14 protein-coding genes and 2 tRNA genes are annotated in these 14667 nt (G+C 35.1%); 7 read left to right on the forward strand and 9 right to left on the reverse strand.

All coding sequences use genetic code 11. The features are described 5' to 3' along the window. Positions 1 to 1737 precede the first annotated feature (1737 nt). Entirely contained in the window at positions 1738 to 1986 is a 249-nt protein-coding gene (locus E0F98_RS08140) for a hypothetical protein (protein ID WP_132110294.1), read from the reverse strand. Between the two features lie 161 nt (positions 1987 to 2147). Here E0F98_RS08140 and E0F98_RS08145 point away from each other — a divergent pair, with 161 nt between their 5' ends. Then, entirely contained in the window at positions 2148 to 3722 is a 1575-nt protein-coding gene (locus tag E0F98_RS08145; RefSeq protein ID WP_132110296.1) for an NAD(P)/FAD-dependent oxidoreductase, read from the forward strand. Between the two features lie 132 nt (positions 3723 to 3854). Here the strand turns inward: E0F98_RS08145 and E0F98_RS08150 are convergent, their stop codons facing one another. Then, positions 3855 to 6332, reverse strand: coding sequence for a PAS domain-containing hybrid sensor histidine kinase/response regulator (locus E0F98_RS08150; RefSeq protein ID WP_132110298.1), 2478 nt, complete (start codon positions 6330 to 6332; stop codon positions 3855 to 3857). A 204-nt stretch (positions 6333 to 6536) separates the two neighbouring features. Beyond that, on the reverse strand, positions 6537 to 6998 hold the full coding sequence (locus E0F98_RS08155; RefSeq protein WP_132110300.1) for a GNAT family N-acetyltransferase: 462 nt from the start codon (positions 6996 to 6998) through the stop codon (positions 6537 to 6539). A gap of 169 nt (positions 6999 to 7167) precedes the next feature. Here E0F98_RS08155 and idi point away from each other — a divergent pair, with 169 nt between their 5' ends. The 6 genes from idi to E0F98_RS08185 all read left to right on the forward strand — a co-directional run bounded on the left by idi (position 7168) and on the right by E0F98_RS08185 (position 9489). Next, the gene (gene idi / locus E0F98_RS08160; protein WP_132110302.1) at positions 7168 to 7695 is read left to right on the forward strand and encodes an isopentenyl-diphosphate Delta-isomerase; all 528 of its coding nucleotides are present in this window, start codon (positions 7168 to 7170) and stop codon (positions 7693 to 7695) included. A 30-nt stretch (positions 7696 to 7725) separates the two neighbouring features. Further along, a complete protein-coding gene (locus tag E0F98_RS08165) occupies positions 7726 to 8136 on the forward strand; it encodes a 6-pyruvoyl trahydropterin synthase family protein (RefSeq protein ID WP_132110304.1) in 411 nt (136 codons plus the stop codon). After that, entirely contained in the window at positions 8136 to 8600 is a 465-nt protein-coding gene (locus E0F98_RS08170) for a peroxiredoxin (RefSeq protein WP_132110306.1), read from the forward strand. The genes E0F98_RS08165 and E0F98_RS08170 overlap by 1 nt, the downstream gene beginning before the upstream one ends. A 239-nt stretch (positions 8601 to 8839) precedes the next feature. Next, positions 8840 to 9106, forward strand: coding sequence for a hypothetical protein (locus tag E0F98_RS08175; protein WP_132110308.1), 267 nt, complete (start codon positions 8840 to 8842; stop codon positions 9104 to 9106). A 78-nt stretch (positions 9107 to 9184) separates the two neighbouring features. Further along, positions 9185 to 9258 (forward strand) — tRNA-Thr (locus E0F98_RS08180). A gap of 157 nt (positions 9259 to 9415) precedes the next feature. Further along, positions 9416 to 9489: transfer RNA gene (locus tag E0F98_RS08185), tRNA-Thr, on the forward strand. A 139-nt stretch (positions 9490 to 9628) separates the two neighbouring features. On the opposite strand, the gene E0F98_RS08190 is transcribed toward E0F98_RS08185, so the two are convergent. The 6 genes from E0F98_RS08190 to E0F98_RS08215 form a co-directional block, all read right to left on the reverse strand. Continuing rightward, a complete protein-coding gene (locus E0F98_RS08190; RefSeq protein WP_132110310.1) occupies positions 9629 to 10348 on the reverse strand; it encodes a DUF4369 domain-containing protein in 720 nt (239 codons plus the stop codon). Between the two features lie 416 nt (positions 10349 to 10764). After that, a complete protein-coding gene (locus tag E0F98_RS08195) occupies positions 10765 to 11043 on the reverse strand; it encodes a DUF2805 domain-containing protein (RefSeq protein WP_073210045.1) in 279 nt (92 codons plus the stop codon). A gap of 112 nt (positions 11044 to 11155) precedes the next feature. Next, positions 11156 to 11992, reverse strand: a complete 837-nt coding sequence (locus tag E0F98_RS08200; RefSeq protein WP_132110312.1) for a sterol desaturase family protein — start codon at positions 11990 to 11992, stop codon at positions 11156 to 11158. A gap of 88 nt (positions 11993 to 12080) precedes the next feature. Beyond that, positions 12081 to 12434: a DoxX family protein gene (locus E0F98_RS08205; RefSeq protein WP_132110314.1), complete on the reverse strand. Its 354-nt coding sequence runs from the start codon at positions 12432 to 12434 to the stop codon at positions 12081 to 12083. Between the two features lie 90 nt (positions 12435 to 12524). Further along, positions 12525 to 13424, reverse strand: a complete 900-nt coding sequence (locus tag E0F98_RS08210; protein ID WP_132110316.1) for an EamA family transporter — start codon at positions 13422 to 13424, stop codon at positions 12525 to 12527. 69 nt (positions 13425 to 13493) lie between these two features. After that, on the reverse strand, positions 13494 to 14660 hold the full coding sequence (locus E0F98_RS08215; RefSeq protein ID WP_132110318.1) for a DUF1501 domain-containing protein: 1167 nt from the start codon (positions 14658 to 14660) through the stop codon (positions 13494 to 13496). Positions 14661 to 14667 lie beyond the last annotated feature (7 nt).

Below are 14667 nucleotides of genomic sequence, written 5' to 3' on the forward strand. Positions count from 1 at the left end.
GCTTGATGAGATTCTTCGTTCCTCAGAATGACAAACTAGGTTTTAGTGTTCAGTGTTCAGTATTGAGAGATTTTGGTATCTGAAATACTGCTACTATTTGACTTTTGAGAATACTGATAAAATAGATTCGTAAACTTGTCCTTCTGACGATGGAGGAATCACAGCGTAGGTAAGTAATTTGATGAGATTCTTCGTTCCTCAGAATGACAAACTAGGTTTTAGTATTCAGTGTTCAGTTTGCAGTGTTCAGTATTGAGAGATTTAGCTGTCTGAAATGCTGCTACTATTTAACTTTTAAAAATACTGATAAAATAGATCCGCAAACTTCTCTTTCTGACGATGGAGGAATCACAGCGTAGGCAAGTAGTTTGATGAGATTCTTCGTTCCTCAGAATGACAAACTAGGTTTTAGTATTCAGTATTGAGAGATATTGGTATCTGAAATACTGTTACTATTTGACTTTTGAGAATACTGATAAAATAGATTCGTAAGCTTGTCCTTCTGACGATGGAGGAATCACAGCGTAGGCAAGTAGTTTGATGAGATTCTTCGTTCCTTAGAATGACAAACTAGGTTTTAGTGTTCAGTGTTCAGTTTGCAATGTTCAGAATTGAGAGATATTGGTATCTGAAATACTGCTACTATTTGACTTTTGAGAATACTGATAAAATAGATTCGCAAACTTGTCTTTCTGACGGAGGAATCACAGCGTAGGTAAGTAGTTTGATGAGATTCTTCGTTCCTCAGAATGACAAACTAGGTTTTAGTGTTCAGTTTGCAGTGTTCAGTATTGAGAGATATTGGTGTCTGAAATACTGCTACTATTTTACTTTTGAAAATACTGATAAAATAGATTCGTAAACTTGTCCTTCTGACGGAGGAAGAATCTTATTTACATGAGTTGTTTGATGAGATTCTTCGTTCCTCAGAATGACAAACTAGGTTTTAGTGTTCAGTGTTCGGTTTGCAATGTTCAGAATTGAGAGATATTGGTGTCTGAAATACTGCTACTATTTGACTTTTAAAAATACTGATAAAATAGATCCGCAAACTTGTCCTTCTGACGGAGGAAGAATCACCGTTAAGTGAGTAGTTTGATGAGATTCTTCGTTCCTCAGAATGACAAACTAGGTTTTAGTGTTCAGTGTTCGTTTTGCAGTGTTCAGTATTGAGAGATATTGGTATCTGAAATACTGTTACTATTTGACTTTTGAGAATACTGATAAAATAGATTAGTAAGCTTGTCCTTCTGACGGAGGAAGAGTTTTATTTACGTGAGTAGTTTGATGAGATTCTTCGTTCCTCAGAATGACAAACTGGGTTTTAGTATTCAGTGTTCGGTTTGCAATGTTCAGTATTGAGAGCTATTGGTATCTGAAATACTGCTACTATTTGACTTTTGAGAATACTGATAAAATAAATTCGTAAACTTGTCCTTCTGACGATGGAGGAATCACAGCGTAGGTAAGTAGTTTGATGAGATTCTTCGTTCCTCAGAATGACAAACTAGGTTTTAGTGTTCAGTGTTCGGTTTGCAGTGTTCAGTATTGAGAGATATTGGTATCTGAAATATTGCTACTATTTGACTTTTGAAAATACTGATAAAATAGATTCGTAAACTTGTTCTTCTGACAGAGAAAGAATCTTATTTACATGAGTAGTTTGATGAGATTCTTCGTTCCTCAGAATGACAAACTAGGTTTTAGTGTTCAGTTTGCAGAGATACTGACCACTGTTTACTGCTCACTTTCCTCATAGACTTGTCCGCGGTGCGGTTTCAGGGCATCACGAACTTGAATCATGTTTTCATCAGTAACGACCATAAAGGCAATCGCTTGCATTTCGCCTTGAATTTCAAACCCCGTGATGTTTAGTGGTAATTTTTTAATCGCGATGTATTCTTTTAAGTGAATTTCGTGATGCTCCGCTGTTTTTGCGGAAGCAGGTCCACGAAAGTCCCATATTAATTTTATTTGTCTCGACATGCCTCGTTTGTGTAAGTTTAATGAAGCAAAGTTACAAAGTTTAGAAGACGAAAAACAAATACCGCCAAAACAAACATTCAAATCCACTTCAAAATACTATTTTTGCACTTTGTTTTTCGATGAAAAGCAAGTAAAAAAATCACCGTTTTATCACTTAAGAAATGCCTCAAGAACACCTATTACAAGTATCTCCAGAAATTGCCGCAAATGAAATGTTGCTAAAAGAGCACCTTGGAAAATTATTAAAGAATTCTCCGAAAGAGATTCAGCATGTTTTCATTTTAAAGCGTTCTATTGATGCGCGTCAAAAAGCCATTAAAATCAATCTGAAAGTAAAGGTGTATTTGAAAGGAGAGCCTTTGGAAGAAAATAAAATTCAACTTCCTGATTATGGAAATGTGGCCACTTCTCAAGAAGTAATTGTTGTAGGTGCTGGACCAGCAGGACTTTTTGCTGCTTTACAGCTTATTGAATTGGGCTTAAAGCCAATAGTAATCGAAAGAGGAAAAGACGTGCGTGGCCGTCGTCGTGACTTGAAGGCAATCAATGTTGATCATCTTGTAAACGACGATTCTAATTATTGTTTTGGTGAAGGTGGAGCAGGAACTTATTCTGATGGAAAATTATACACGAGATCCAAAAAAAGAGGAGATGTACTCCGTATTTTAGAGTTATTTGTGGCTTATGGTGCTACTCCAGATATTTTAGTGGAAGCACATCCGCACATTGGAACTAATAAATTACCCCAAATTATTCAGGATATTCGGGAGAAAATCATTGAATGTGGCGGCGAAGTTTTATTTGAAACTCGAGTTACTGATATTTTAATAAAAAATAATGAAGTGGAGGGGATCGTAACTCAAAAAGGAGATACGATTTTAGCAAATAAAATGATTTTGGCCACTGGACATTCTGCCAGAGATATTTTCGAATTATTAGATAGAAAAAAAATATTTATAGAGGCCAAAGCTTTTGCTTTAGGTGTTAGAGCCGAGCATCCTCAATCCTTAATTGATAGTATTCAATACAGCTGTGATTATCGTGGCGCGCTATTGCCACCGGCTCCTTATAGTATTGTAAAGCAAGTGGGCGGTAGAGGAATGTATTCTTTCTGCATGTGTCCTGGAGGCGTGATTGCACCTTGTGCGACGAGTCCTGGAGAAGTAGTCACTAACGGTTGGTCTCCATCAAAAAGGGATCAGGCGACAGCAAACTCAGGAATTGTAGTTGAATTAAAATTAGAAGATTTTAAGCCATTTGCTAAATTTGGCGCTCTTGCTGGAATGGAGTTTCAAAAAAGCATCGAACAAAAAGCATGGCAGCTGGCTGGGGAATCTCAAAAAGTACCAGCGCAAAGAATGATCGATTTTACGCAAAGTAAAGTTTCTTCAGAAATTCCGAAAACATCTTATGTTCCCGGAACTACATCAGTAGAAATGGGTGAAGTTTTTCCAGGATTTTTAACTCAGATATTAAGAGAAGGATTTTCTGAATTTGGGAAATCGATGCGTGGCTATTTGACTAATGATGCGATATTACACGCACCGGAATCAAGAACATCGTCGCCAGTACGAATTCCAAGAGACCCAATTTCTTATGAGCACCTGCAAATAAAAGGATTGTATCCTTGTGGCGAAGGAGCTGGTTATGCGGGCGGAATCATTTCGGCAGCTATTGATGGTGAGAAATGTGCCCTGATGATTGGAGAAAATTTAAACAAAAAAACCTCGATTTAGTCTTAAATCGAGGTTTTTTTGTTGTTTTTATTTTATTGCGGAGGTATGCTATTTTAGGAGTGAGTTGTTCTTAACTTTTGCGATAGCGTACAATCGTTCAAATTTTCGATTATCCTAAATTCATAAACTTGCTTAAACTTTAACAAGATGCTTGCTGATTTTTTCAAACAATAATTGTTCGTCAATTGGTTTCGAAATATAATCATTCATACCAATAGAGATGCATTTTTCAACATCGGCATTAGTGACATCAGCAGTAAGAGCGATAATAGGAATTTGAGAATTTAAAACATTCCGTATGTGTGCTGTAGCTTCAAATCCATTCATTTCTGGCATTTGTAGGTCCATTAAAATAATGTCATATTCATTTTTTTCGAGCAACTCAACCGCGATTTTGCCATTGTCGGCCATTTCGATTTCAAATCCGAAATCCAGTAATATTATTTTTATTAACAATTGGTTTAATACTACGTCTTCAACAACGAGTACTTTTGTTCCTTTGGTAATTGCTTCTTTATAAGTGTCGAAAGAGCTTGTTCCCAGTTCGTCATTAGCTACTAATTCTTGTCGGTTTGATTTTTTGAAGTTCATTCTAAAACCAAAAGAGGATCCTACGCCATGCTCGCTAGATGCGATTATTGTCCCGCCTTGGCGTTCCACTAATTGTTTAACGATAGCAAGACCTAGTCCAGTTCCGCCATAGGAAGTGCTGGTTGTTTTGGTAGCTTGTTCGAAATTTTTAAAAATATGTTCGAGTCTATCTTTGGCAATACCAATTCCGGTATCGGTAATTATAAATTCAATTGTAACCGATTCGCTGTCGTGACTTAGCTGACGTACATTTACACCTATTTCGCCTTTTGAAGTAAATTTAATCGCGTTGCTCATTAAATTTAAGATAATCTGGCGCAAACGCATTGGGTCACCAATCAAATATTTAGGGATTGCTGGATCGTAGTTATGTACTAGTGCTATGTTTTTTTCTAAAATCTTTTGTTCAAAAAGATGCAGTGTGGTCGATATTGACTTTGTAAGTCTGAATATGGTTGTCTCAAAGGTTATCATTCCAGCATCGACTTTTGCAATATCTAAAATATCATTAATTAGGATAATTAATGCATCTCCTGATTCTTTAATTGCCGTGATATACTCTCTTTGTGAATTATTCAGCTCTGTTTTTAAAATGATATTAGTGAAGCCAATAATTGCATTCATTGGAGTTCTAATCTCGTGGCTCATGTTTGACAAAAATTGCTGTTTTGACCTTACGGCTTCTTCTGCAATTAAAGTCTTTTGCTCGGCATTGATTTTAGATATGATTAATTCGTTTTTTGCAATTACTTGTTCGGTAACTTCATAAGCAATGATGGTGACTCCCAAAATAGTATTGTCAGCTTCGTGATAAGGCTGGTAGACAAAATTAAAATAAGCATCTTCTAATTTACCATTGCGAAGCAAAGGCGCTAATAGTTCATTGCCATAAAATGGAACTCCTGTTGTGTAAACTTCATTCAGTAGTGCGGGGAACTGCGTGTCTTTAATTTCAGGTAATATAGTGGTGAATTCTTTTCCTACTACGTCATTTCCTTTTCCCCACATTTCTACGATACTTTCATTTGCTAGGCTGACCACCATGTTTTCGCCTTTCAATATTGCTATGGAATAAGGGGATTTAGTAAGCATTAAATTGTAGCGCTTCTCGCTATCTTCAATTTTTTTCAGTGCTATTTTTTCGGTCTCAAGTTGTCTCTCTAATGCCTTTTTTTCTTTTAATTGAAGTTCGTTTGATAATCGGCGCACTTCAGAAATATCTTTTATAGCGAGTAGGATTAATTGCTCGCCATGTGTTTTTTGAAAAATGCTCTTGGCATTAAACAATATTGTTTGGTTGCCTATGCCATAAAAAAGATGGGTAACTTCTAGGTCCTCAGGTGCTGTTTCATAGGTGAGAATGTTTTCTATATGTGAACGTAAGCTTGGGATGTCCCATTGCTTGTTATTTAAGTTAAATAGAGCGATTCCTTCGGCTTCGTCTTTAGTGATGTTGTATTTTTTACAAAAAGATTTACTGGCGGATTTGATTTCTAATTCTCCATTGAGTATCAAGAAAGGTTCGTTGATAGTTGCAATAATTTCTTCAGCATACTCGTATGATTCAGCTAGCAATTCAATGTGGGTTTTCAGTTTAAGGTTGTTCGAGATCAATTCTTTATTTTCAGTCACATCTTCGATAAGCTGAATAATGTACCTCACTTTTTTATTGTCATCTAATATTGGTGAGTTGACAACACTCCAATAACGTTCTACAAATTCGCCTCCTTCTGATTGTGGTTTTTTAATGGCATGTCTTTGAATTTCCATTTTATCGGCAACTTGCTGCTCTAAAACGCGATTTAAAGAAATTCGTAGAGCAGCAAGCGCACCCGATGTTTTGTATTTTGGGTTGTCAGGAAAGACATCGAAAATGTTTCTGTTTATCACATTTTCCCTTTCGGTCATTGTTGTTTTTAAATAAGCGTCAGATATAGTGACGATATTAAAATGGGGGTCTAGCACTAATAATAATGCTGGAGATTGCTCAAATAGACTAATGTAATCGTGACTTTCCATAGAATGCTAAATTAAAGACTTGGATATTTGTAGGGTTTTAAATCGAAATAATTTATGATTCTTTTTTTGAAGAAAAATCAGGTAAAGGTATATAAAAAACGATGCGGTGCACATTTATTATTCATAAAGAAAACAGCGTGTATTTGATGTTTTTTTTCGATAGAAATAATGCCTTGTTTAATTGTTATTTTTACGAATAAATCGCTAAAGTCCAATTCTCATATTTAGCAAGTGTTTTTTAAAACCTACCTTCTCATAGGCTCTTATTGCTGATGGATTGTCGCTATAAACGTCTAATCGGAGTTCTGTTATATCATGGGAACGACACCATTCTTTTAGAGCTTCAATAATTTTTGCGTTTACTCCCTTTCCTCGGTGTTTTGGGTCCGTGTACATAAATCCTAGATAAGCATAGTTGCTGTGCTTCAAATACGGTTTTGCAGCTTCGATTCGCGCATAACCAGAGCCTACAATAAGGGACTCAATTTCGGCAACTACAATTTTAATTTCGGTTGCAGTAATCATTTTTTTAATATCATAATAGGAAATTGGATCTTCCTTTAAAGTAGGGTCAAAGGGACGTTCGGCAGTTATGATTCCTTGTTCGAATTCGAGAAGTGTACTCAAGTCTTCCATTTTGGCGCTACGGGTATTTATTTCGTTCATTATGATATCGATTTTAGAATATCAAATGTAAGAAAGAATTAAGTGTTTGTTTTCGTCGAATGTGGGTTAAATGTCAAGGTATTCTAGTATCTTCGACAATTCGAAACAGAACGTTAAAGGAGTTACTATTGTTTAACTTTTTTGTATTTTTGTGATGCTAAAAATAATTATGATAGAAGAAAATGTAATATTAGTTAATGAGAACGATGAGCAAATTGGGTTGATGCCTAAGCTAGAAGCACATGAAAAAGCTTTGTTACATCGTGCTTTCTCGGTTTTTGTTTTGAATAGTAAAAATGAGATCATGCTGCAACAGCGTGCGCATCATAAATATCACTCGCCGTTGTTGTGGACTAACACTTGTTGTAGTCATCAAAGAGAGGGCGAGACTAATATTGAGGCGGGGAGTAGAAGGTTGTTTGAGGAAATGGGCTTTAAAACTGAGCTCAAAGAACTTTTTCATTTTATATACAAAGCTCCATTTGATAATGGATTAACAGAACATGAATTAGATCATGTTATGATCGGCTATTCAAATGAAAGTCCAGTTATAAATCCAGAGGAAGTAGAAGGTTGGAAATGGATGGGGATTGATGCCGTCAAAAATGACATGCAAGTACATCCTGAAATCTATACGGTTTGGTTTAAAATAATTTTCGACGAATTCTATCATTTCTTAGAAGAACATAAAATTTAAGAAGTAGAATCCTAATTCTAAAATCACAACATGAGAGTAACTATAAGTAGAAAGGCGCATTTTAACGCGGCGCATCGATTGTATCGCAAGGATTGGACTTTCGAGAAAAACGATGCTGTTTTTGGAAAATGCAATAACCCGAATTACCACGGACACAATTATGATTTAATTGTAGGTGTTACCGGTGCGATTGATCCCGAAACGGGTTATGTGATGGATATAAAAATTTTGTCGGATATAATAAAGGAAGAAGTAGAGGATCAGTTTGATCATAAAAATCTTAATGTTGACGTTCCTGAGTTTGAAAATCTCAATCCTACCGCCGAAAATATCGTAGTGGTGATTTGGAATAAAATAAGAAAGAGGATTAATGTAGAATTTGATTTGGAAGTTGTGCTGTATGAAACGCCTCGTAATTTTGTAACTTATAGAGGAGAGTAATGGAGTTAAAAGTAGGAGATAAGATTCCAAATTTTAAAGCGAAAGATACTGATGGGAATGATTTCGACAGTCAAAACCTAGTAGGTCATAAACCATTGGTGATTTATTTCTATCCAAAAGACAATACGCCGGGATGTACTGCTCAGGCCTGCAGCTTTAGGGATCAATATGAAGATTTTAAAGACCTAGGTGCTGAAGTAATCGGAATAAGCAGTGATAGTGTCGCTTCTCATCAGAAATTTGCTTCCCACTATAAATTGCCCTTTGTGCTTTTATCGGATGGCGATAAAAAAATCAGAAAGCTTTTTGGAGTTCCATCCTATGTTTTTGGATTGATTCCGGGAAGAGTCACCTATGTGGCTGATAAAGAAGGAAAAATAATAATGATTTTTGATAGTATTAAGGCTGGGAATCATATTCCAAAAGCGCTGGAAGCTGTGAAAAACAGCATCTTTTTAAAGTAATAATCATTAGACATAATTGCTTATCTTTTAGAGTGTAAATGATTATAGATGTAGAATTTGAGATATTGAAAGAGAATTCATATTTCGAAAACAAAAAATAAAATGTAGTGGTGATTACAGTTCCGAGAAATGAATAGCTGGGTATTGGAAAAGCTTCTATTTTAGAAATTTACATTTCATAGTCGGTAATAGAAAGATTATATGTACTTTTGCAGACGCAAATTAAAATTAAAAATAAAATGGCAAATATTAAGAATTTAAAAAAAGACATCAACTACGTATTAGGAGATATTATTGAAGCAGTTTACTTGTTTGAAATTTCAACTACAGGAAAAGCTACAACAGAAACTAATAATTTAATTGATGAGGCTATTGCTGCATTTGATACTTTGATCACAAAAGTGAACGCTAAAAAAGTAGAAGATAAAAAAGCACACTTCAAACAAATCAATATTGAATTGGAACAAACTGCAAATCAATTGATTGCTAAAATCAACGAATTGTAGTCAAAAAAAACGATAAAAAAGTACAGATTTATTTTGGAAAACACGAATTCATCTGTATCTTTGCACCCGTAATGAGACGCCAGCGTAGCTCAGTTGGCTAGAGCAGCTGATTTGTAATCAGCAGGTCGTGGGTTCGAGTCCCTCCGCCGGCTCATCGTAAAACCATCTAACTTTGTTAGGTGGTTTTTTTATAAAAAGAGAACAAAGAGCGAATAGTTTTTGATCTCTTTAAATAAAAAATAATTATAAATAGTGCTTTTTTTTATTTGGATAATAGAAATTCAGAACTATATTTGCAGCCAGAATAATGCCAGCGTAGCTCAGTTGGCTAGAGCAGCTGATTTGTAATCAGCAGGTCGTGGGTTCGAGTCCCTCCGCCGGCTCTTTGTGAAAACCATCTAACTTTTGTTAGGTGGTTTTTTGTTTTACCACAGGAATCGAGAACAATTTAATTATAAGGTAAAAAAAATAGGCTGCCTTAATTGAAGGAGCCTATTTAATATAAATTGAATTGCGGAATCTCTAATCGATTTGTTCTTGAGCTTTAACCGCAGTTACGTATTCAGTTAGTTTCTTCCCGTAAAGAGACTCTGCGACTTTTGGAGTCATCGATTTTTGAATAGTGTCTAGATACTTAAGATTGATGTCGTAGATGTCAGATAAAGTGATGTAAGGCGCTATTTCGTAATCTTTATGGTTGATGGCAAAGTTCGTTACATACAAGTACCTTCTTTTTGTGTTAGAATCTTGTCTTGCACTCAGGCTGTCTACCGCTTTTGTATTATTTCTTTTAAGAGCATTGAATTTTTGTTCTAATAAAGTTAAGTTATCGTCTCTAAAACGACTGCTTATTTTTTTATACTCTTCGTATAATTCTTGATTTTTAGATCCTGTTATTTTAGCTCCCGAAAGGAAAGAGTCTAGGTTGGTGTCTATGTTGATGTTTCCAGGTTCAGCAAAAAACAATAAATTATTGTCTAATGAATTGCTGACTCCTCTGTCTAGAAACAGATAAAGCATCTCAGGTGATTTTAAATCGATATTACTCTCAAACGCAGAGCTGCCGTCGATTGCAATGGTGTCTATTGCTACAAGAGCGCTATCTACGACTCTTTGAATATATAAGGTTCCCTTTTTTAGTCCCTTAATATTTCCTGTAATGTGCAAGTTGGTTTTTGATTCGTTTTTAGCGCAGGATGCCAAAAGCAACAGAGAAACGAATGCAAGGATTGATTTTTTCATTGGTTAAATATTTTGCTGCAAAATAAAGAAAATAGTTGGAAAGATTAGTCGCTAGTTTGAGGTAATTTTCTAAAAAAAAATCGCAATCTATTTTTATATAGGGATTTCTGGTTTAATCTCTTTAGGTTTAATTCCTAGAAGCTCTGCTTCGATTTTTTTTGTCACAGATTACTTAGCCTGTTCGACCTTTGGTCTCGAGTCACAGATTAAAAAAGATTATTGAAAATCTGTGAATCTGTGGCTGTTATTTCGCTAATACCGCTGGGGCTCTGCTCCGAGGTAATTTGTTTCTCGAAAGTGGAAGGGATTTGCACATAAATAATACTCTGATTGAGGATTTTAAATTTATTCAGCACCAACTAATTTAAAATTTTCATAAAAAAAAACACTCTTCGGGAGAGTGTTTTTCTTATTGGTTAATCCAATTTGTTTTTGATATAATATTTACCATCCAAGTCTTCATCAAAATCATCGATTTTAACGGGTTTTGGTTTTGGTTTATTTGCAGTAGCTTTCTTTTTCCACATCTCAAATTTCTCTGCCGGCATCTTCTTTTTCATTATTTCCAAAACTTCTTTTTCGACCAGACCAAATTCCTTTTTAATAATTTCAAAAGGGTTTTTTTCCTCTAAGGCCATTGTAACAAGTTTTTCTGTTTGTTCCCAGTTTAATTCTTTGCGGTTACTCTTTTTCATCACTTGAAAATTAATTCAATTTGTTTTTAATGATTAATATAATTGATTCTAAATTAGATAGAACAATATTAATAAAAATATAATTAGTTATAACCATAAAAGCATTTTTTTTTCATGGGGTATAATTCTTTTCTGGTGATCGTTGTTTTTGAAAAGGAATTTTCAATAAATTATTTAGTTTATTATGTTCTTCCATATTCATGTGCGTATCAATTCCATATACAATTTCTTCTTTGGGCAATGTTCTAAATGTTCCAAAAAGACGATCCCAAACTGAGAATATATTTCCGTAATTGCTGTCCGTATAAGGCAATTTATAATGATGATGTACCTTATGCATGTCTGGTGATACAATGAAATAGCTCATAATAGTGTCCCACTTTTTTGGTAAAGCAATATTGGCGTGGTTAAATTGAGTAGCAATTACAGATAGCGTTTGGTACAGGAATACCATCCACATAGGGCTTCCCACGATTAAAACTCCCAAAGTTGTAAATGCAAACCGAATGATGCTTTCACCAGGATGATGTCTGTTAGCGGTTGTGGTGTCTATCCAATTATCAGTATGGTGGATGATGTGAAACCGCCAAAGGAATTTAGTTTTGTGTTCGATAAGGTGAACTAGATAGGCTCCGATAAGATCCAGTAATAACAAACCAATTAGTACATAAAGCCATAATGGTATTTCAGGTAGCCATTGAAGAATTCCAAAATCATTTGTAATAGTCCAATCAGCAGCTATTAGTAATACGAAAGCCAATAAAAAATTAATTATAATTGTGGTCAGTGTTAGGAATATATTAATTCCAGCGTGATGCCATTTTTTATAAGTAAAGTTAAAAAGTGGAAATGCGTTTTCGATCAACCAAAAAATAGTAATACCACTAACTAGAATCAAACTTCTGTGGGAAGAAGGTATGGTAGAAAAATAAGAAACAATTTCATTCATGCTAGTAGGGTATGTATCAAAAATAGTGATTTTTCAGATACGATGACATCCTAATTCATTAATAGTCAAGTCCTTTTTATTAGAAGTCTTAAGTGTACAGATAAGCCCAGTAGATCAACAATAGTTGCATTGGCATTCTCAGTAATAAAGCCCATTTGGGAAGTCCCATTCTTGCTTTTTCGTCTTGGTACATATAGATATGTGTTGGAAAAACTGCTATTAACAGTGCAATAATTCCCCAGGCTGCATATGTGGAAAGCATCGGAATACATAATGATATTCCTAAAATTATTTCGGCAACACCGCTTAGGATATTTAATAATTTAGGATTGGGGAAATAAGGAGGTATAATTTTCTTGTATAGTCGAGGCGATCTAAAATGGTTGAATCCTGCAACGGTATAAATCAAAGCCATTAGGTAAAGATGCCAAGGTAAATTCATAATAAAGGAAATTAAATAGAATTTTGATGCGAATTTACAACTAATTATTCTTTTTGGTGTCGAATTTCATAATTTTATATAAAAACAGAATTATGCTATTTTGCCATTGCTATTAATATTCATTAATATTATCGCTAATAGTATTAAACTTATGCCAAACCATTGTGTCATAGTTACAGTCTCGTTCAAAAGGAAATAGGCCATTGTCACAGAAACCGGTAGCTCAATTGCAGAAACAATACTTCCTAGTCCAATTCCCGTAAGTGGAAAGCCGGCAGTCATAAGCATTGGTGGAATAATAGTCCCAAAAAGAGACAATACAATTCCCCACTTTAGAAAAATTTCAAAATTAAACGGTGTTACTTGAGTGATAATCGAAAATGTAAAAACAATTATTGCACCGCCCAACAGCATATATAAGCTGCGTTGAGCTGAAGAAATATTAGTTGCAACACGATTTGCGGTAAACATTGTGGTGGTAAATGAGGCTGCAGCCAAAAAACCCCACATTAGACCGCGCCAGTCCAGTTGAACTTCATTGTTTATTAAGTTAGTCGCTAAAACGGTTCCGAATAAAACAATAGCTACGGAAACTATCTTCTGCTTAGAAGGAAGTTTCTTTTCAAGAATCATTTCTAGTAAAACTCCCATCCATACCGTTTGCATCAGTAATACAATTCCAATGGAAACAGGAATGTATTTTACTGCCAAATAATAGAAAAGACTCGTCATTCCTAATGAAGTTCCGGCCAGCATTAGGTGAAATATATTTCGTTTTGAAGCCTTTACAGCTGTATTTTTATTTTTTGTTTTTTGGAATAAGTTGATTAACAGTATCCCTATGATTCCCAACACAAATTGTGAGGTAGTAACTTCGGCAGTTGTATAACCTTCATCATACGCCATCTTTACAAAAGTAGCAAGCATACCGTAACTCGTAGCGCCAAATGCAACTAGAAATACTCCTTTTAAAACCTGATTATTTGACATTCAATATTTTTTTTGAAGGGCAAAGGTAAGCTTTCAAGTGCAACGCAACTTTAGATAGTGGATGATTTTTTAAAATAGATTTTTGATTAGTGGATTCTTAATGCCAATGGAGCTTGGTGCAAAATTTAACTTGTCTTGTAACAAGGTAGCGTACACGCTCCTAAAGTCAATTTGATGTTTTAAATCCCCTTGAAGTAAGTCGGATAAATTGGGATTCTCACCTATTACTTTTCCTTTATTGCTTCCGCCAATGACAAACATTGGAGCTGCTGTTCCGTGATCTGTGCCATTTCCATTGTCTTTCACTCTTCGTCCAAATTCAGAAAAAACAACAATTGTAACGTTTTGAAGTAGTTTCGCATTTTTCATGTCGGTGTAAAAACTAAATACGGCATCGTTTAATTCGGATAGTTTATTTCTATGAATGGCTAATTGGTTATCATGTGTGTCAAATCCATTAAGAGAAGTATAATATACTTTCGAATTCAGATTTCCTTTTATTAATCGACCTATCCACGCAAGGTTTTTTCCTAATCCTGTCTTCGGATAAGAATTTTCTTGAGTTGTATTTGTTAATGCTTTCTGGATTTGCTCTGAACCTTCTACCGCTGAGTTGGCTATTTTTCGAACAAAATCTAATTCGGGGTTTTCCGATAATGCATTAGGCTCAGTTGTATTATTTTTCACTTTAAATCTTTCAGGATCTTTGATAGTAATGGCATTCGGCACTTCGCCTTTTAAAGACAAGTTGTCAATGTTATCTATATTAATTCCAGCAGTAGGAGTGTGGGTGGCGCATTGTAAATCCAGATAGCGACCCAGCCATCCTTCGTTAATATATTCCTTAGAATCCGAAGCGGTTTGCCAAATTTCTTGACTTCTAAAATGGGAGCGATTCGGCTCGGGATACCCTACGTTTTGAATCACTGCTAAATCGCCGTTTTGTTGTATTTGTGCAAATCCTTTTAGAGCAGGATGAAATGCCATTTCTTTATTTCCAGCGATGACATCATCTTTAGAAAGTGCAATTTTTGGACGCATTTCATAATACAATGGGTCGAGGTAAGGAATAAAAGTATTCAAGCCGTCGTTACCACCATTTAGCTGAATAAATAAAACGCATTGCTCGCCTATGACTAGACTTTCTTGCTTGCTAAAAGAGAATAAAAAATCAGGTAATAACAACGATCCTGCAGTAAAAGTGCCTGTTAAGGATAAAAAATTTCTTCTGTTCATAATTAGT

This window comes from Flavobacterium hiemivividum, assembly GCF_004349145.1.
In the GTDB taxonomy this organism is placed as follows: domain Bacteria; phylum Bacteroidota; class Bacteroidia; order Flavobacteriales; family Flavobacteriaceae; genus Flavobacterium; species Flavobacterium hiemivividum.

Excerpts from the sequence above, each read along its gene's own strand:
- idi (WP_132110302.1), top strand. The coding sequence starts at position 7,168 with ATGATAGAAGAAAATGTAATATTAGTTAATGAGAACGATGAGCAAATT.
- E0F98_RS08210 (WP_132110316.1), bottom strand. The coding sequence starts at position 13,424 with ATGTCAAATAATCAGGTTTTAAAAGGAGTATTTCTAGTTGCATTTGGC.
- E0F98_RS08200 (WP_132110312.1), bottom strand. The coding sequence starts at position 11,992 with ATGAATGAAATTGTTTCTTATTTTTCTACCATACCTTCTTCCCACAGA.
- E0F98_RS08195 (WP_073210045.1), bottom strand. The coding sequence starts at position 11,043 with ATGAAAAAGAGTAACCGCAAAGAATTAAACTGGGAACAAACAGAAAAA.
- E0F98_RS08140 (WP_132110294.1), bottom strand. The coding sequence starts at position 1,986 with ATGTCGAGACAAATAAAATTAATATGGGACTTTCGTGGACCTGCTTCC.
- E0F98_RS08145 (WP_132110296.1), top strand. The coding sequence starts at position 2,148 with ATGCCTCAAGAACACCTATTACAAGTATCTCCAGAAATTGCCGCAAAT.
- E0F98_RS08155 (WP_132110300.1), bottom strand. The coding sequence starts at position 6,998 with ATGAACGAAATAAATACCCGTAGCGCCAAAATGGAAGACTTGAGTACA.
- E0F98_RS08205 (WP_132110314.1), bottom strand. The coding sequence starts at position 12,434 with ATGAATTTACCTTGGCATCTTTACCTAATGGCTTTGATTTATACCGTT.
- E0F98_RS08170 (WP_132110306.1), top strand. The coding sequence starts at position 8,136 with ATGGAGTTAAAAGTAGGAGATAAGATTCCAAATTTTAAAGCGAAAGAT.
- E0F98_RS08215 (WP_132110318.1), bottom strand. The coding sequence starts at position 14,660 with ATGAACAGAAGAAATTTTTTATCCTTAACAGGCACTTTTACTGCAGGA.
- E0F98_RS08165 (WP_132110304.1), top strand. The coding sequence starts at position 7,726 with ATGAGAGTAACTATAAGTAGAAAGGCGCATTTTAACGCGGCGCATCGA.
- E0F98_RS08190 (WP_132110310.1), bottom strand. The coding sequence starts at position 10,348 with ATGAAAAAATCAATCCTTGCATTCGTTTCTCTGTTGCTTTTGGCATCC.
- E0F98_RS08175 (WP_132110308.1), top strand. The coding sequence starts at position 8,840 with ATGGCAAATATTAAGAATTTAAAAAAAGACATCAACTACGTATTAGGA.
- E0F98_RS08150 (WP_132110298.1), bottom strand. The coding sequence starts at position 6,332 with ATGGAAAGTCACGATTACATTAGTCTATTTGAGCAATCTCCAGCATTA.